This window comes from Polyangiaceae bacterium, from assembly GCA_020633205.1.
Classification (GTDB): domain Bacteria; phylum Myxococcota_A; class Polyangia; order Polyangiales; family Polyangiaceae; genus JAHBVY01.
In genome coordinates, this window is the sequence record JACKEB010000010.1 from 612,237 (window position 1) to 629,309 (window position 17,073).

At 64.5% G+C, this 17,073-nt stretch carries 18 protein-coding genes; 14 read left to right on the forward strand and 4 right to left on the reverse strand.

The annotated features are described in order from the left end of the window. Positions 1 to 94 precede the first annotated feature (94 nt). Together H6718_02495 and H6718_02500 are read left to right on the forward strand one after the other, a co-directional pair. A complete protein-coding gene (locus H6718_02495; protein ID MCB9584234.1) occupies positions 95 to 1,027 on the forward strand; it encodes a DUF4349 domain-containing protein in 933 nt (310 codons plus the stop codon). Positions 1,028 to 1,039: 12 nt separating this feature from the next. After that, positions 1,040 to 1,510 (forward strand): serine/threonine protein kinase, encoded by a 471-nt coding sequence (locus tag H6718_02500; GenBank protein MCB9584235.1) that lies wholly within the window; start codon positions 1,040 to 1,042, stop codon positions 1,508 to 1,510. 73 nt (positions 1,511 to 1,583) lie between these two features. On the opposite strand, the gene H6718_02505 is transcribed toward H6718_02500, so the two are convergent. Together H6718_02505 and H6718_02510 are read right to left on the reverse strand one after the other, a co-directional pair. Further along, positions 1,584 to 1,991, reverse strand: a complete 408-nt coding sequence (locus H6718_02505; protein ID MCB9584236.1) for a hypothetical protein — start codon at positions 1,989 to 1,991, stop codon at positions 1,584 to 1,586. Between the two features lie 31 nt (positions 1,992 to 2,022). Beyond that, positions 2,023 to 3,420 (reverse strand): hypothetical protein, encoded by a 1,398-nt coding sequence (locus H6718_02510; protein ID MCB9584237.1) that lies wholly within the window; start codon positions 3,418 to 3,420, stop codon positions 2,023 to 2,025. Positions 3,421 to 3,583: 163 nt separating this feature from the next. Between H6718_02510 and H6718_02515 the strand changes: the two genes are divergently transcribed. From H6718_02515 to def, 10 genes are all read left to right on the forward strand, one after another. After that, entirely contained in the window at positions 3,584 to 4,231 is a 648-nt protein-coding gene (locus tag H6718_02515; protein MCB9584238.1) for a DUF177 domain-containing protein, read from the forward strand. 4 nt (positions 4,232 to 4,235) lie between these two features. Continuing rightward, positions 4,236 to 4,424 (forward strand): 50S ribosomal protein L32, encoded by a 189-nt coding sequence (gene rpmF, locus H6718_02520; GenBank protein MCB9584239.1) that lies wholly within the window; start codon positions 4,236 to 4,238, stop codon positions 4,422 to 4,424. 351 nt (positions 4,425 to 4,775) lie between these two features. Further along, a complete protein-coding gene (locus H6718_02525) occupies positions 4,776 to 5,777 on the forward strand; it encodes a ketoacyl-ACP synthase III (protein MCB9584240.1) in 1,002 nt (333 codons plus the stop codon). A 130-nt stretch (positions 5,778 to 5,907) separates the two neighbouring features. Beyond that, a complete protein-coding gene (fabD, locus tag H6718_02530; protein MCB9584241.1) occupies positions 5,908 to 6,840 on the forward strand; it encodes an ACP S-malonyltransferase in 933 nt (310 codons plus the stop codon). 339 nt (positions 6,841 to 7,179) lie between these two features. Continuing rightward, a complete protein-coding gene (gene fabG, locus H6718_02535) occupies positions 7,180 to 7,923 on the forward strand; it encodes a 3-oxoacyl-ACP reductase FabG (protein ID MCB9584242.1) in 744 nt (247 codons plus the stop codon). A 176-nt stretch (positions 7,924 to 8,099) separates the two neighbouring features. After that, the gene (gene acpP / locus H6718_02540; GenBank protein MCB9584243.1) at positions 8,100 to 8,342 is read left to right on the forward strand and encodes an acyl carrier protein; all 243 of its coding nucleotides are present in this window, start codon (positions 8,100 to 8,102) and stop codon (positions 8,340 to 8,342) included. Between the two features lie 216 nt (positions 8,343 to 8,558). After that, complete coding sequence (fabF, locus tag H6718_02545) at positions 8,559 to 9,806, forward strand: beta-ketoacyl-ACP synthase II (protein MCB9584244.1); 1,248 nt, start codon at positions 8,559 to 8,561, stop codon at positions 9,804 to 9,806. 231 nt (positions 9,807 to 10,037) lie between these two features. Next, positions 10,038 to 10,502, forward strand: coding sequence for a transcriptional repressor NrdR (gene nrdR / locus H6718_02550; protein ID MCB9584245.1), 465 nt, complete (start codon positions 10,038 to 10,040; stop codon positions 10,500 to 10,502). Positions 10,503 to 10,551: 49 nt separating this feature from the next. Further along, positions 10,552 to 11,664 (forward strand): bifunctional diaminohydroxyphosphoribosylaminopyrimidine deaminase/5-amino-6-(5-phosphoribosylamino)uracil reductase RibD, encoded by a 1,113-nt coding sequence (gene ribD / locus H6718_02555; protein MCB9584246.1) that lies wholly within the window; start codon positions 10,552 to 10,554, stop codon positions 11,662 to 11,664. Positions 11,665 to 11,770: 106 nt separating this feature from the next. Beyond that, positions 11,771 to 12,286 (forward strand): peptide deformylase, encoded by a 516-nt coding sequence (def, locus tag H6718_02560; protein ID MCB9584247.1) that lies wholly within the window; start codon positions 11,771 to 11,773, stop codon positions 12,284 to 12,286. A 45-nt stretch (positions 12,287 to 12,331) separates the two neighbouring features. Here def and tadA read toward each other — a convergent pair whose 3' ends face one another. Then, positions 12,332 to 14,254 (reverse strand): Flp pilus assembly complex ATPase component TadA, encoded by a 1,923-nt coding sequence (gene tadA, locus H6718_02565; GenBank protein ID MCB9584248.1) that lies wholly within the window; start codon positions 14,252 to 14,254, stop codon positions 12,332 to 12,334. Positions 14,255 to 14,549: 295 nt separating this feature from the next. Further along, positions 14,550 to 14,870 carry a hypothetical protein gene (locus tag H6718_02570; protein ID MCB9584249.1) on the reverse strand — a complete coding sequence of 107 codons (321 nt, stop codon included), beginning with the start codon at positions 14,868 to 14,870 and terminating at the stop codon, positions 14,550 to 14,552. A 202-nt stretch (positions 14,871 to 15,072) separates the two neighbouring features. Here H6718_02570 and H6718_02575 point away from each other — a divergent pair, with 202 nt between their 5' ends. Both H6718_02575 and H6718_02580 read left to right on the forward strand, forming a co-directional pair. After that, positions 15,073 to 15,597, forward strand: coding sequence for a hypothetical protein (locus H6718_02575; protein MCB9584250.1), 525 nt, complete (start codon positions 15,073 to 15,075; stop codon positions 15,595 to 15,597). 455 nt (positions 15,598 to 16,052) lie between these two features. Continuing rightward, positions 16,053 to 17,072, forward strand: a complete 1,020-nt coding sequence (locus H6718_02580) for a tetratricopeptide repeat protein (GenBank protein MCB9584251.1) — start codon at positions 16,053 to 16,055, stop codon at positions 17,070 to 17,072. Position 17,073 lies beyond the last annotated feature (1 nt).

The following is a 17,073-nucleotide window of genomic DNA, read 5'->3' on the forward strand; positions in this document are numbered from 1 at the left end:
CACTCCGAGAGCGTGGTGCTCGTCGGAATGCGTGCGCGAAATACCTCGAGTCGACTGTAAGCCCACGATAACTTGCGCGTTCGGGAGGCTACTGATGCGAGGGATTTGCTTTTGGGAGCCGCAGAGCTCGGCGTTTGCCAGGCTGTACGCGGTATTGCTCTTGGTCTTGCTGCTGTTCGGCGTCGGCTGCGGTGGCGCGTCGTACGCCAAGGAAGCGTCGATGTCTCCTGGCGAGGCCGACTACGGCGGCGGTCAGCCCCAAGCCACTCAGACCGCGTCTGCCGGCGGCGACGGCATGGCGGAGATGAGCCTGGACCGCGAGGAGATCGCGTTCAATGACGCACCGGTAGCCCCCGGAGCCGCTCCGCCAGCCGCACCGCCGGGACCTCAACCGCCCCCGGCTCCGCCGAAGGCGAAGCCTGATACCCCTGGTCAGCCGCCGGTTGAGCCGGCCGGTGGCAAAGAGCCTTCGGACCAGACCCCGCAGAAGGTCGCCGGCCCGCTGTTGATTTACCGCGCAGAAATCAACATGGGAGTCTTTCAGACTCGTGAAGTGATCGACAAGACGGAGAAGATGGCGCGAGAAATGGGCGGGTACTTGGTGCGGCGCTCAGACCGCGAGATCGTGATCCGCGTGCCATCGGCCAAGTTCCGCGAAGCGCTGGGCAAGGTCGGGGGCTTTGGCGACGTGCTGCATCAGAACGTAGAGGTCGAGGACGTCACCGAGAAGTTCTTCGATTTGCAGACACGCCTGAAGAACATGAAGGCGGTGCGCGATCGCTTCCAGCAGCTCTTGACCAAGGCGAATACCGTCGAGGACTCCCTGAAGATCGAGCGTGAGCTCGAGCGGGTGACCACGCAAATCGAGGTGATGGAGGGCCGACTCAAGTTGATGCGAGAGCTGATTGCCTTCTCCACCATCACCTTGCGCCTGGAGCCCCAGAGCTCCGAACACGTCGCCCCCAAAGTGAACTTGCCCTTCGACTGGCTACGCAAGCTCGGCCTGCCCAGCCTGCTCTCGATGTGATCGGAGACTCCGATGCGACTCTCATTGCTTTTCGTTTCCGCGATCTGTCTTTTCACTGCCGCCTGCGGCTCACCTTTCAAGGCGTCTACTCCGCCCGGTTTCGTCGAGGTCGACAACCACGGCTACGACGACCGCTACGACTACCGCGCGACCACCGCTGATGGCCTCGTGATCGCCGTGCGCGCCGTAGACAATGAAGACGGCGGCACCCTCGAGTTCTGGACTCGAGCCATCGAGAACCAGCTCCGCAGCCAAGGCGGCTACGCGCTCCTCGAAACCGTGGATGTCAAAACGCGCGCTGGTGTAGCCGGCAAACAGATGCGCTTCGGCCTCGATCAAGAGACCACGCCCCACCTGTACTACGTGAGCATCTTCGTCACGGACGACACCGTGTTCGTCCACGAAGCCGGCGGCAGCAAAGAGCTCATGACGAAGAACATGGCTCAGGTCACTGCCAGCATCGACAACTTGGAGCTGAAGTAGCCGGTACTTGGAGAGCATCTTGGCGCTACATTTTGGGCGATGTCGTTCACCCGGTCGCTGGAGTTGCTCGCGGTCAGTCCGACACACCGAGATGCAGCAGGACGCGACCCTTGGGAGACGCGAGGATGAAGTCGTCCCATGACGCTTCGTACCAAGGCTTCAGCCACTCCCCAGGGGGAGCGCTGATCTCAAGTCGTCTGACCTTCGTTGCACTCGCAAACAGGGCACTAAGCACCTCGGATGCTTCCGCGGTCTCACCAAACCACAGCCCAAGTGCCGCCTCGACTTCACTCCAGGTAGCGTCCGAGACACTCACTTGCCAGTTGGTGCCCGCGGTGTAGCGCGCGAGCGCGTCCTCAACCGTTCCCTCAGCAGGCAGCGCGAAGAGTTCAAACACATAGCCCTCGTCCGCTTGGGTGCGGGCGGCCGCAGCGGCCTGGAGCCACGCGTTGATGCGCTTCAATTCGGCTAGGTCGACCACCACTCACACCGCCCCGAACCCGAACCCGCCCTCAATCCCGCTGATAAAACTCGCCGGGATTCGTCACATAGTACCCGCGTGCCTGGGGCCGATCGAAGCTCCACGCCCCGAAGCCGTTGACCGCGATTGCCCACACACATGCCGCACGGAAAATCCAGCCAAACTGGCGCCCGCCGAGCGCCAGGAGCATGAACAGGAAGATCGCGTAGTCGTTGCTGAAGCGCTGTCCGAACTGCTGCCAGCCAGTGTTCTGATAGAACAGTGTCCACACGGAAACGATAGCCACGGTCGCCCACAAGGCGCGGTACAGCCAGCGCTGGGCGTTGCCTCGCGCCGGCCATAGCAGCCAGAGGTACATCGGCGTGGTGAACCACAGCGCGAGTCCATGGGCGTTGATCTGAAACGGCGCGCCGGCACCCTTGTTCCAGTAGGGCAAGCCGCTGAGCATCACGCCCAGGTTGCGACCCAGGTAGTGATAGTGAAACAGGCCCCAGGTCTCCATGCGCCCCGCCCAGCGCACCTTGAGGTAACGGTAGCCTACCTCGCCTACGCTGCCGAAGCGCGCGTAGTTATGCCAGAGGTAGAAGGCGACGCACAGCGCCGCGGGGGCCGCAAACGTGAGGTAGAGCCGCAGAAGGCGCGGCTTGTCCAGGCGCTGCCACCAAACCTTCAAGCGTTGCCCCGCGGATTCATCCACGGCTGCCGGCGGGCGCACGGACTCCTGGGTGCGCGCCATATCACCCTCTCCCCCACCCGCTCGGCCCTCGCTGCACACCCGAAGTGCCTCGAGGGCAAACAGCACTGCTGCAAAGGCTAACGGCGCCCGGGTGAGAAAACCGAAGCCGAGCATCAGGCCGGCGAGCAGCGGGCGCTCGGCGTCGAGGGCGAACAGCACGTACAGCGCACACAGACCCGCGCCCACGACATGCGCCGCGAACCACACGGTGCCTTGCTCGGCGCTGAAGAAGTACACGCTGCCAAAGGCAAACAGCAGCGCGAGCGCAACGTTCTCGATCACGTTGCGCTTCGAGTGCTCGCGACGCCTCAGCTTCTCGAGCACCAAGAACAACGCGGCGGGCGCGATGCCAGCAAGCCAGAGGAAGGCTTGGCCATCTCGCACGCCTTCCGCGCCGCCCGCGAGCCACACCCAAGGCAACAAGAGCAGCGCAGGGAACGGCGGAAACGCGATGAACCAGCGGCCGTTGAACTCCGCGAAGTCGTTCATCTGGGCGTACGCCGGCGGCGGGCCACCGAGGTCGAGGCGCCCATGGATCCAGCTGTCCGCGAGCAACGCGAAGTGGTTGAACGGCGTGTGCGCGTGGAGGCGTTCGGGCTGCGCGAGCAGGAAGAACACCAGGGTGCACAGCACGTAGACCGCGAGCGCGAGCGCCACCCGCCGCTTCCGATCGTCCCGCTGTAGCCAACCCATTTGCAGAGACGCTAGTGGCACGCCTGGCGCCGAAGCCAGCCTTTTTGCAGCGTTCGAGAGGCCACGCGACGAAACTCGCGCTGGCAGTAGGACACGACACCGACCGCCGAGCTTGCCAGCAGCGTTTCCCCGGCTAAGCTTCGCGCCCCTTTTCCCGCGCACCATGGCCAAGCAACCCGAACCCCAGTTCAGCGTCCCGCTCGCGGACCTCGAAGACGACGAACGTCAGCTCGAGGTGCCGATCCCGTCTGCGTGGCTCGCCGGCGCGCTGGAGGGTACGGAAGCGCGTGCGCGTGGGGTCGACGGGGAGCTCGACGTCACCGTCAGCAAGCAGGGCCGGGAGGTGATGGTGCGCGGGCATCTGAAGGCGCCCGTCGAAATGGACTGCGCCCGCTCCCTGGAGCCTTTCGACCTCGACATCGAGACGGATGTCTTCTTGCTGCTCGCGCCAGCCACTTCGGCGGCCAAGCACAAGCACACCAAGGCCAAGAAGGGCGCCTCGAGTCCCCAAACTTCTGCGGCTCCGCAGCGCGAAGCCCGCAAGACGAAGAAACATCGAACAGAAGACGACGAAGACGAACTCCTCAGTGAGGAGGACGCGGCTCGGGACGTCTACAGCGGCGAGGAAATCGTGCTGGATAGCTTCATCCGGGAGTTCATTCTCCTGGAGCTACCGCTATTTCCCTTGCGCTCGGAAGACACTCCCCCTATAGCCTCGCCCTCTTTGGAGCCGCAAACGGCAGATCGCCCGCTCGATCCGCGTCTGGCTCCGCTCGCAGCGTTGAGAGATCGTCTGCGCGATAAGGAGTAAGACCGTGGCAGTTCCCAAGCGACGACAGAGCAGCGCCCGACGCGACACGCGCCGTGCAAATCACGACAAAGTAGCTGCGCCCAACATCATCCCCTGCCCGAACTGCTCGGCGCCCATGGTGCCGCATCGGGTTTGCCCCGCCTGTGGCCACTACAAGGGCCGCGCGGTGGTGAAGTCGACCGACCAGAGCTGAGAGCCTCCGCGCTCCGCTGATTGCCCGGTGCCCCTCGTTGGTCACCGGGTTTTCTCGTTTCTTCACCGCGTCGCCCTCCACGAGTTTGGGGGTGAGGCGCGACGGCTCACTCCGCGGCCCTCCAGCACCACTCCGGCTGAGCCAGCTCTGACAGCGCCAAGTTTTTCGGCACTCGGTGCAGCGCTCCTAGACGCACGGCATCATTTCCGCACAGACATTCTGGAGCGCTTCACCAGCAACCAGGTACGTAGAAAACTACGCACTTTCCCCGCTTAATTTGCTGACGAAGCGGTCGCGGATCTGGTTGAACCAATTCTAGACGCGAAGGCTACGGGATCGTAAGTGATCAGCATGAGTGCTGAGCAGCTCACCCCGAAGAGCCGCATTGTTGGAACGGGTGCCTACGCTCCCTCCAAGGTGCTGACCAACCACGATCTGGAGAAGATCGTGGATACCTCCGACGCCTGGATCCGGGAGCGCACTGGGATTGGAGAGCGCCGCATGGCGGCCGAAGGTGAAGCAGCCAGCGACATGGCGCTCGAAGCGGCCAAGCGCGCCTTGGACATGGCGGGTGTGAAAGCCGAAGAGCTCGACATGATCATCGTGGGCACGATCAGCCCTGACATGCCGTTGCCCGCGTGTGCTGCGTTCCTGCAGGCCAAGCTCGGAGCGCGCAGCATCCCGTCGTTCGACGTCGCCGCAGCCTGCGCTGGCTTCCTCTACGCACTCTCCATTGGCGACCAATATATCCGCACGGGAATGGTGAAGCGCGTCCTGGTGGTCGGCGTAGAGCTTTTGACCCGTGTGTTGAACTGGGAAGATCGCACCACCTGCGTGCTCTTCGGCGACGGCGCTGGTGCCGCGGTCCTGGCCCCCGCGGAGGGTGGCCCCGCTGGCGTGCTTTCCACGCAGCTATACACCGATGCTTCACTCGCCGAGTCGCTCTGCATTCCTGCTGGCGGCAGCAAGGAGCCCCTCACCCCCGAGCTCATCGAGAAGCGCCGCGACAAGGTGCACATGATCGGCCAGGACATCTTCAAGGTTGCCGTAAAGAACCTCTCGAGCGCCTCGAAGTCGGCTCTCGAAGTCGCTGGGCTCGAGCTCGATCAGGTCGACTGGGTCGTGCCCCACCAAGCCAACCTGCGCATCATCAACCAGGTCTCTCAGCGCCTGAAGATCCCGATGGATCGCTTCGTGCTCAACATCGAGCGCTACGGCAACACCTCGAGCGCGTCGATCCCGATCGCGCTCGATGAGGCCGTGCGCGACGGGCGTATCCAGCCCGGACAGACGGTGCTGATGTGTGCCCTCGGAGCTGGGATCTCCTGGGCCAGCGCCTTGGCTCGTATGTAGTTCACGCCGTCGTGCCACACACGGTGCGCCGCGGGTTTCCGTGGCGCCGCTGCCTGAGTTAAGGTCGGCCCGGCGGTAGTTCGACAGCCGCAGCTCGGGAGCGCCAAGCGCTCCAAATGGGAGAGATTCGATGTCAGTCGCGTGGTTGTTTCCTGGTCAAGGCACTCAGTTCGTAGGCATGGGCAAGAGCCTGTTCGAGGAGAGCCCGGCGGCCCGCGACGTCTTCGAGCGCGCGGATTCGGCACTGGGGTTCTCCATCAGCAAGCTCTGCTTCGAAGGCCCCGAGAGCGATCTCGTGCTGACCAAAAACACTCAGCCAGCGATCGTCACGGCGAGCATGGCTGCGCTCGCGGCACTGAAAGAGATCATTCCCAACCTGCCCGCGCCGAGCGTTGCCGCAGGTCACTCCCTGGGAGAGTACAGCGCGCTCGTCGCAGCCTCCGCGCTCACGTTGGAGGACGCCGTGCGTCTAGTGCACCTGCGTGGAAAGGCCATGCAGGACGCCGTCCCCGAGGGCCGCGGCGCGATGGCAGCGATCCTCGGAGGCGACGCGGCCGCCGTGGAGGAGCTTTGCCGTGCGGCACAGGACGCGGGCAGCGTGTCGCCTGCCAACTTCAACGCGCCCGGGCAAATCGTGATCGCTGGTTCGAGCGAAGGCGTCGCGCGCGCTTCCGAGCTAGCGGGCGAACGCAAGCTGAAGGCGATCCCGCTGAAGGTCAGTGCGCCTTTCCATTGTAGCTTGATGGAACCCGCCGCGCGCGCCGTGGAGCGCGCCTTGAGTGATATCCAGATCGGCCCGCTCGCCTTCCCGGTGGTCAGCAATGTGGAAGCCGAGCCGAACCAGGCGAGTGAGCGCGTCGCCGCGCTACTGGTTAAACAAATCGACGGGCCGGTGTTATGGGAGCAGAGCGTGCTCCGCATGCGCGCCATGGGCGTGGACCAGGCGCTGGAAATCGGGCCGAAAAACGTGCTCGCAGGCCTAGTGCGCAAGATCGACAAGGCGCTCAAAGTGCAGTCGCTGTTCGAGATGGACGCGCTGCGCAAGCTCGCCGAAACACTCTGAAGTAACGCTGGCGCATAGCGCGGCTCAACACAGCGCGAAGACCGCAACACACCCGCTTTGACGCGCTGAGCTGAAGCAACGCGCCACACGGCTCGGATCGCTTGGGTTCGCGCCGGTTTCGCTCGCGCGCGTCAGGCGAAGCATTGAAGACACCGAGTGCACGCGTAGCGAACGCGCCTACGCACGATCCGCTCCTCCTCAGTGCGCGTCTTCGGGGCGCTGCTATTCAGCTCGATAACAGGGCGAAACGCCCGCCGACCGGTTTGCGCCTCCACCTAACTTTCACCCTTGTTTTGTGCGTGCACGTGGTAAACAGGCGCGCCCTGTCAGGGGGAATGCATGTTCGATCTGAAGTCTAGAGTAGCAGTGGTCACGGGTGGTTCGCGCGGCATCGGTCGCGCAGCGGCGATCGCGCTCGCCGCCCAAGGCGCCCATGTGGTCGTCGGGTACGCCAGCGGCGAAGCGGCGGCTCAAGAGGTCGCCAGCGCGATCACGAACGCCGGTGGCAGCGCCGAGACGGCGCGCCTGGATGTTTCCTCGAGTGAGGTCGAAGCAGCCATCGCGGAGATTGCGAAGCGTCACGGCCGTCTGGATATCCTCGTGGCAAGTGCTGGCATCAGCATCGACGGCTTGCTGCTGCGGCTCAAGGACGACGACTTCGATCAACTGCTCGCCGTGAACCTGAAAGGCGCGGTGTACTCCGCGCGCGCCGCGATCAAGAGCATGATGCGCGCGCGCTTTGGCCGCGTGATCTTGCTCTCCAGCGTGGTTGGCGAGATGGGCAACGCAGGGCAGACCGCCTACGCGGCGACCAAGGCCGGCCTGGTGGGAGTCGCCAAATCCCTCGCCCGTGAGTACGCCTCCCGCGGCATCACTGTGAACGCCATCGCACCTGGTTTCGTGGAAACCGACATGACCCGCGCGCTGACCGAAGAGCAGCGCAAGGGGATCCTCGATGCCGTCCCGGTTGGGCGCATCGGATCCGCCGAAGAGATCGCTGCGGGCGTCGTGTACTTGGCCTCGGGAGAGGCGGGCTACGTCACTGGCGAAACCCTGCGGATCAACGGCGGGATGTATATGTGAATTGCCCACGCCCAGACGGCGTGGACTGAGTGTCTGGCCGTTCGCGCTCCCCCTGGGGCGTCAGCGAGACCAAAGCGCCATCATCAAGATGGCGACTGACTTAGAGAGACGCGCGACTCGCGCGCAGGAACGAAAGAAACAGAGCAATGGCCGCGGAGAGCGGCCTTGGAGGCAGCATGGCTGAAGGTATCGAGGCGAAGGTCAAGCAGATCATCAAAGAGCAGCTGGACGTGGACGAAGCAGACATCAAGGCGGAGTCCACCTTCATCGACGACCTGGGAGCGGACTCCCTGGGCCTCGTGGAGCTCGTGCTCGCCTTCGAGGAAGCGTTCGAGATCGACATCCCCGACGAAGACACGGAGAAGATCCGCACCGTCCAGGACGCAGTCGACTACATCCAGCAGCACCAAGCTGGCTGAGTCGCGCACCGCGCGACCTTGATTCGCTTCGCGTGGACGCGCCAGAGCCACCGGATACGGGCCGCACCCCGCTGCGGCCTGTATCCGCTCGCGCACACAGCCAAGCACCTGTTCGACACGCCGAGCTCCGCGCCATCAAGAGCAGCGGGCTCGGCATAGCTTTGCGCGGCACGCGCACCCCTTCTCACGCCGTCGCGTGGGCACCATGAGGCAGCAATGGAACGCGTCGTCATCACCGGAATTGGTCTGATCACCCCCAACGGCATCGGCACAGAGGCCACCTGGCAGTCGCTGCTGAAGGGCGAGAGCGGTGCTGGACCTATCACTCAGTTCGAGATCACCGACGAGTATCCAACGCGTTTCGCGTGCGAGGTCAAAAACTACGACCCCGCAGAGTTCATGCCGCGCAAGAAGCTCAAGGAGGTCGCCCGCTTCATCACGTTCTCGATGGGAGCGACCAAGCTTGCGTTCCAAGACGCTGGGCTGGAACTCGCAGAAGCCGAACGCGATCGTGCAGGCTGCTTCATCGGAGTTGGCCTCGGCGGCCTGGAGAATCTCGAGCGGGTCAAGATGATCCTCGAGACCAAAGGCCCGGGCAAGGTCAGCCCCTATTTCATTCCCTCCCTCATCGGTAACCTCGCGGCTGGCCAAGTCAGCATCGAGTACGGCCTACGCGGACCGAGCTTCTGCCACACCACGGCATGCTCCTCGAGCGCCCATTCCCTCGGGGAAGCGGCTGAATGGATTCGTCGCGGCAAGGCAGACGTGATGGTCGCCGGCGGCGCGGAAGCGACGATCACCCCAATCGGCATCGCGGGCTTCAGCGCCATGTTCGCCCTCTCGCGGCGCAACGACGCCCCCCAAGCCGCCTCTCGTCCTTGGGACAAGGGTCGCGACGGATTCGTGTGTGGCGAGGGAGCGGGAACGCTAATCCTCGAGTCGCTCTCCCGTGCCAAGCGTCGCGGCGCAAAAATCTACGCGGAAATCACCGGATTCGGAGCTTCCAGCGACGCGTATCACATCACCAAGCCGGCTCCCGACGGCGCCGGAGCCATCCGCTCCATGCGACTCGCGCTGGAAGACGCGAAGCTGTCTCCAGAGAGCATCGGCTACATGAACGCCCATGGTACTTCGACTCCAGCGGGTGACATCGAAGAGAGCAAGGCCGTAGAAGCCGTCTTTGGTGACTACGCGAAAGACCACAAGCTGTGGGTCAGCTCCACCAAATCCATGATGGGCCACCTGCTGGGCGCCGCCGGCGCCGTGGAGGCCGCGGTGTGCGCGAAGGCCATCGAGACCGGTGCTATCCCGCCCACGATCAACCTCAAGGATCCGGATCCGGAGTGCCGCCTCGACTACGTGCCGAACCAGGCCAGAGAGCGTCGTCTCGACCACGCCATGAGCAACTCCTTCGGCTTCGGTGGAACCAACGCGACGTTGGTCCTCAGCCGCTACAAGGACTGAGCAAATCGCCAGCGGTAGGCGCCCAACAACTGCTGCCGGGGCTGCCGCACAGGCACAACTCGCGGGCTCGAGCCGGGATGGCCACGCGATTCCGAGGTGCTGAGTCCTGACCTTGACTCAACCGGGCGGCACTGCGAGGCCGCTGCTACACCCCTCAGGCGCACCAATCTGTGCTGGTCATTTGAATGCGGCGGTACTACCACACCGGCCCGCTCCCCCCTCGAATCTCTCATGCAGTGCCCTTTCTGCAGCCACACGGACAGCCGTGTGACCGACTCTCGTCTCGCCTCTGGCGGCACCGTCGTATGGCGGCGGCGGGAGTGCGACTCGTGCAAGAAGCGCTTCACGACCTACGAACGCGTGGAGCATTCGTTGCCGACGGTGGTGAAGAAGGACGGGCGCCGCGAGCCGTTCGACCGCCAGAAGCTCCTACGCAGCCTGCAGATCGCCTGTAACAAGCGACCGGTGCCAGCAGACCGCCTCGACGAGACGGCTGAGGCCCTGGAGCGCGAGCTCGGTCAATCCGGGGAAAAGGAAATCGTCTCGCGCCTAATCGGCGAGAAGGTGATGGAGCGCCTCAAGGATTTGGATGAAGTGGCCTACGTGCGCTTCGCCAGCGTGTATCGCTCTTTCCGCGACATCGACGAGTTCATGGCGGAGATGGGAAAGCTAGTTCAGTCGCGAGCGGCGCAGTAGCCGGCGACGCGCGCCCGAATGCTGAGCTGACGCAGACGAGGAAGTAGACATGGGTGATCTCGACGCGGAGTTGATGGCGAAGGCCCTGGAAGCAGGGCGACGCGGCGATCCGTCTCCCAATCCCCACGTGGGCTGCGTGATTGCGCACGGCAAGGACATCGTCGGCACCGGCCATCACGAGGTGGCTGGAGAGGACCACGCAGAGGTCGCCGCGCTCAAGGAGGCTGGCGAGCGAGCCAAGGGCGCCACGCTGTACGTCACGCTGGAGCCCTGCGCCCACCAGGGTCGCACAGCGCCCTGCGTCGACGCAATCATTGCCGCGGGGATTGAGCGCGTCGTCATCGGCTGCAAGGATCCAAACCCGCACGTAGAGGGCGGCGGTCAAGGGTTGCTCGAGCAAGCAGGCATCGCGGTCACGCTCGGCGTGTTGGAGACCGAAGCCAAGCAGCTGATCAAGCCTTGGGAGAAGTACATCACCCGAGGCAGCACGTACTTGGCCCTCAAGCTCGCGACGTCCCTGGATGGGCGCACGGCGACGCGCACTGGGGCGTCGAAGTGGATCACGGGCTCCGACAGCCGCGCCAAGGTTCATCTCCTGCGGACTCAGCTCGATGCGGTCATGGTTGGCATCAACACCGTGATCGCGGATGACCCCCGCCTCACCGTGCGGGATGTTTCCGGACGGAACCCAGTGCGGGTCGTCATCGACAGCAAGCTACGCTTCCCCCTCGATAGCCAGCTGGCGCAAACCGCCGACGAGATCCCGACCTGCGTGATCACGACTCCAGAGGCACCGGAAGAGGTTGGTCACGCGCTGACCGATCTGCGGGTCAGCGTGATCCGCGTACCGGCTGGCCCTGACGGCCGAGTCGACATGGCCAAGGCGCTGGAAGCACTCGCGGCCCGGGAGGTCGTGTCTGTGTTATGCGAGGGCGGCGCAGAGCTCGCGGGGTCGCTGCTGGCTTCGAAACTAGCGGATGAGCTCCATGTCTTCATCGCGCCCGTGATGTTGGGTCCCCGCGGCAAGCCGGGCGCCGTCGACTGGGCAGGTCCCGAGCAGCCGACGGAGGCTCCGCGCATTGACCCGCCGCGCTGGGAACTCTGCGGTTCAGACGCCTACGTCTACGGACCCTTGAAGTACCCGCGCAAGGTCCGCAAGTAAGCCCCCAACGGCGTCGTCTCGGGTGGCGCACGCACCCCGAGTAGGTTCGGGGGTGAGGGTCAGTGCGTTGCGAGCGCCGTAGGCGGGTGATACGTTCCCTTACGTCATGGCTCTACGCGAAATCCTCGAGTTTCCCGACCCCCGTCTGCGCGAAGTAGGACAACCGGTCACGGTGTTCGACGACGATCTGCGTCAGCTCGTCGAGGATATGGCTGAAACCATGTACGACGCTCCCGGGGTCGGGCTCGCAGCCACCCAGATCGGTGTCGCCATACGGCTCTTCGTGATCGACATCGCCGGCGAGGACGAACCGAGCGACTTGAAGGTCTTCATCAACCCGGAGTTGCTCGAGCTCGATGGCACGCAGGTGTGGGAGGAAGGCTGCCTTTCTTTCCCTGGGGCAACTGAAGAGGTGAAGCGCGCAGAGGTCGTGAGGGTCCGCGCGCAAGACGAGTTCGGAGAGACGTTCGAGCTGGAAGCCGACGGCCTGATGGCCGTGGCGATCCAACACGAGAACGATCACCTCGACGGCGTATTGATGATCGACAAGCTAAACGCGATCAAGAAGCGCCTGTTCAGCCGCAAGCTGAACAAGGCGAAGCAAGCCTCTGCCCGCGCGTAGTGGCACGCTGACGAGCCATCGACTAGCGTCCGTTTCGCGCGTCGCCTAGCGGCCGTTGCGAGAGAACAGCGAGGGCTCCATGGTGATGCCCCGTGCGCCTAGGTCCTCGGCCAGCTTGGGAACCGTCCCCGTGGATGCGAACGTGCCTTCCACAGCACCGCCAGCGGCAGTCCGCTGGAAGCTGAAGGCGAAAATATCGTCGAGATCGAAGCCATCGGCGGACAAGCCTGCCGGCTCCGCGATGCGCAGCACGCGGTAGCGCTGATCTCGCAACTGAGCGATCTCCACCAGCAAGTCGAACGAGCCGACAACCTGGTGACGCGCGGCTTCTCTTGCGGCGCCAGTGCTGCTCATGAATGAAGCCATCAAACGCTCCAGCGCTTGCTCCAGATTGCCCGCCTGGGTCGAGACGACGCAGCCACGAGCCCCAGCTGCGATGTTCTCGATCACCGCGGTCGCGACTTGGTTCTGGGCGTTCTCCACCAGCAGGCGAGCATTGCCCAGCACACTAGCGGCGCCAATCACTCGGCGCGCGTTCGGGTCGTTCGATTCCAACATCAGTCGGGTCACCCGAGCGTCACCCGACAGAAGCTCGCTCTCAGCCACACACAGCCAGTAGGCATCACTGAGGTTCGCCAGCGCGTTGAGCAAGTCGGCGGCGCGAGCCTCACGCGTTCCGACGACCAGGATATTCGCGCCGCCAGCGGTTGCGTGGCGGAGAAAGGTCGCCATATGGCGAGAGAGGGTGCCCCGACGCACCAAATCGTCAGCAACGCTCGTCACCCGCCGGGCCTTGCGTAGGGACAACAAGCTGCGTCCGCCGGCGATTGAGCCCCGCACTGCGCGCATACGCACCGCGCCTGGAAGAATGCGCTCGACGACCGCCTCGTCGGCAGTGGGCTCCTTCCCCGCCAAGCGACAGAGGCGCGTCACCACGCGCTCGAGTGACTCCTCGGAGGCGAACGGCGGCTCGACAATCCGCCAACCTGTCGAGGAGTCAGCGGCGACATGAGCAAAGCCGGTCACGCTCACTTCGGTCACATCGTCGTCGTTGAGCAACGGACCTAGTGGCCCCAGCGCGCAGAGCTCAGCGCGCGCGTCGGACAGCACGCGATCTTCGTCAGCCTCTGCACCGACGGCACCTTCGCCGCGCAGCGCGCCGAGCTGTTCCACCACGGCACGTTCCACCCGTTGCCGCGCGGATTCATCAACCGGTTGAGCGAGTCGAACCGCGCTGAGCAACTCCGTAACCCGCCCAACCAAAGCACGCACTCCCTGGCGGTGAACCGCCACATGAGGCTCCAGCTGGAACTCTCGCGCGCGGGATGAAACGCGGTCGCTCGAAGAGGATTGCTCGGGCGGCTCGGAAGTCACCGGGGGTGGAGCTGAAGCGGCGACGGGAGGCGCTTGAGAGGTATGCACTGGCGCCGAAGGACGCGGCGGGGGCGGAAGCGGCGGGGGAACCGACGGCGCGGGAGGTGCCGCCGAGGGCGCTGGCGGAGGCACCGGCCGTCGGGTGTGGTGGTCCGGGGGTTCCGCGTCGGGGATCGACGCGAATGACGGCTGCACCGGCTCGACGGCACCGGCGGGCGCAGGGGCGCTGACGCTCACTTCTTCGCTGCTCGAGGGTGCTTCGTCGGACTCGCTGTCCGGAAGCTCGATGCGCAACACGAAGTCCCCGATGTAGACGCGGTCGCCTTCGCGGACGATTGTCGCCTGGGAGATCCTGCGCCGGTTGACGTAGGTCCCGTTCGTGCTGTTCAGGTCCGTGACGATGAAGCGGTTGTCGCGAAAGAGCAGGCGGGCGTGTCGCTTGGACACGTTGCCCTTCGGCAGCATCAAGTCGTTTCCCTGCACGCGCCCGACGCTGATCTCAGGGCGATCGAACACCTCGCGGCGCTCGGCTCCCCCTTTTTCGCTGATGACGACTGCGAACAATGATGGATTGCTCGGGTTGGGCGCTGCCACGTCGGAAACTCAGGTGTCGGTTACCTTCGCCAGGGCGAGGGGTTGGAGAGCAGGTGCGGTGAACGGCGGGGTGTTGACTGGAGCGGGGTGGCTCGGTTGCGTGCTCGCACGCGGAAAGGCCTCAACGTGGGGGTTGGGGCCAGGTTTGGGCGAAGCCCAAACCGGGGTCGCTAGCATCCTCTAAGGATATCCGCCTGGTAGCAAGACTGAGGCGCAGAAGAACAGCCTGATTCCGGACTTTTTCGGGACTAAGCGCTTCAGGCGAGAAGCCTCGCGACGGCCCAAGTCCGCCTGACTAGGCCGCGTAGCGCGCCACGACGCTCTTCTCGGGTCGCTCGACGGAGCACAGGATGCTTGTAACCAAGTCCCTGCCACCTTCGCCGAAGTAGAGCGCCTCACCCACCGTCGGCTCGCCATTCACGGGGATCGCGACGCCGTTCTTCTGAAAGCGCACCGCGCCGCTGAGCGAGCGCCCACAAGCCAAGTGGGAGGTGAGCCAGTTACCGCTCTTGCGGTCTCGCACCCCCACGCAACGCCGATCCCGGAAGTGGTACTCCGTGTTCCGCGTCACGAACATCTTATGGCGTCGGCGTTCTTTGCCAGTTCCAGCTGACATTGCAGCGTCCCTCCAACACTTGTGCGAGCACGATGAATCCCCGCCAAGCGCGGGGCGCGGCCCGAACGGGTCGCATTCAGGATCGTCGCAGCCACGCGTCCAGACGGCCAACTTCGCGCCGCGCAATGCACCGCAACTTCCCCAATGGCAAACGGGGGGCAGAAACTTCCGCTTTCGGCCCGCTTCTCCATACGATCCTGAGGTGCCTCGTCGACCGCCATCCATCCCACCGAGCCAGCGCAGCCTGCTGGTCGGGGGCCCAGGCTTGGTCAAGACGTCGGGCATCCCACGACCAAGCAAGCGGGCCTTCGAGCTGTGGCTCTGCCCCGACTACTGGTGGCGGGAGCTATTCGAGCACGCGGATGTGATGAGCGAGGGAGCCACGCGCGCCGAACCAGGTCCAGCGACGTACTTCGGCACCACGAGCATCCTCTTGCCGTCCGTCGCGCACGGCGGGCGCCTCAGCCAAGCTGAAGTCGACATCTGCCGACCTCTTGTGGCGCGGGATGTCCACGCGCGAGTGAGGGCAATTCGCATCGCTTGTCGGGAGGCCGAGGTACGGGCCGGGGCCCCGCTCGGACGCATCCGCGCGGAATTGCGGTCCGTAAGCGACCCACGGGGCCTGCGCCTGGATGTGGAGATTGAGGCCCCCCTCGCAAAAGCGCGGGGCGTCAGTAAGGCGCGACCTACCAAGCGGACGCGCCCGGGCAAGCGCACGGCGCGCTAGTTTTCCACAAGGCAACCATAGTGGACCCCGCACGAACGCCTCTTGGTCCGAGGCCGCGACGGAAAAACGTCGCGCCTCTCCCCCAACCCCACTTGCAAAGCGTGAAGGTGCGTGAGCCTGGTTCACGCGACCAAAGACGCACCCTCGGCGTGCGCTCCTCAAAGAGGCAAGCGCTGGCGAGAAATGTCAGCCGAGCTGCGCACTCCACAACGCCGACCGAAGCAAGCACAAAGTGCTTGAGCGGTTCGCAGGCCGAGCTTCATCATTCGTCAACCTCGAACGAGCCACCCATCAACTCCACTCGCACTTGCTTCGCACTGCACGTGATTTGAAAGCGAGAATTTTTTCGCTTCACTCAACCACGAGCAAAGCTGCGGATTTCGTCAGTCGCGAAAGGGGATGCTTGACACCAGGGTGCCAGAAAAGGAATGGATGCGGGTCCTTTCCGAGGCACGATGGCTGGCCGCAAGCGGAGCACAAATCGCAAACGCAAGCAGCCCGAGGGGAAGCTGATCCACGTAGTGTTCGGCCCCGGCGGCGGACGCGTACGAGCACTCGAACCTGGGGGCGAGGACAACGACGACGAACGTCCTCACTCCAGTCGAGAACCGATCACCGATCAGTTCACGCGTGCTGAGATCGCACGGCTGCTTCACATGAGCCCTGGCCGGCTACGCACGCTGGACAAGAACGGCGTCGTTTCGCCGTCGGGTCGTCGACGCGGTCGCCGTGCCTACACCTTTCAAGATCTGATCGCACTGCGCACCGCACAGGCGCTGCTCGAGAGCCGCGTCCGACTCCGCGACGTGACTCGCGCCGTGTCCGCGCTTCGGCAGTCTCTGCCCCGAGTCACTCGGCCGCTCTCCGAGCTGCGCATCGTGAGCGACGGGCGACGCGTCGTCGTGCGCACCCAAGATGGCACCTTCGAGGCGCTCACCGGGCAGATGGTGCTGGACCTCGAGGTGAAGAGCCTGCGCGACGACGTCGTGCGCGTGCTACGCCCCAATGCAGGACGCGAGCGCGCCCGCACCGCCTACGAGCTGTACCTGCAAGCCAGTCAACTCGACGAAGATCCATCAACCATGGACGAGGCCGAGGCGCTCTACGCAAAGGCCGTCGAGCTCGATCCGTGGCTCGCCATCGCCTACACGAACCTCGGGAATATCCGTTTCCGCAGGCACGACGCCACCGGCGCTGAAGCGCTCTACAAGAAGGCGCTCCAGATCGACGTCCGTCAGCCAGAAGCGCAGTACAACCTGGGCTACGTGATGCTCGAGCGCGGCGAAGCGGAGAAGGCCATCCCGTTGTTCCAGGGGGCGATCGCTGCAGACCCCAAGTTCGCCGACGCCTATTTCAACCTAGCGATGGCGTTCGAACAAACGGGTGAACCGGAGAAGGCGCGGCCCTACTGGCGCGACTACATCGCGCTCGAGCCCCACGGCACTTGGACCGAGATCGCCAAGCGCCACCTGTGAG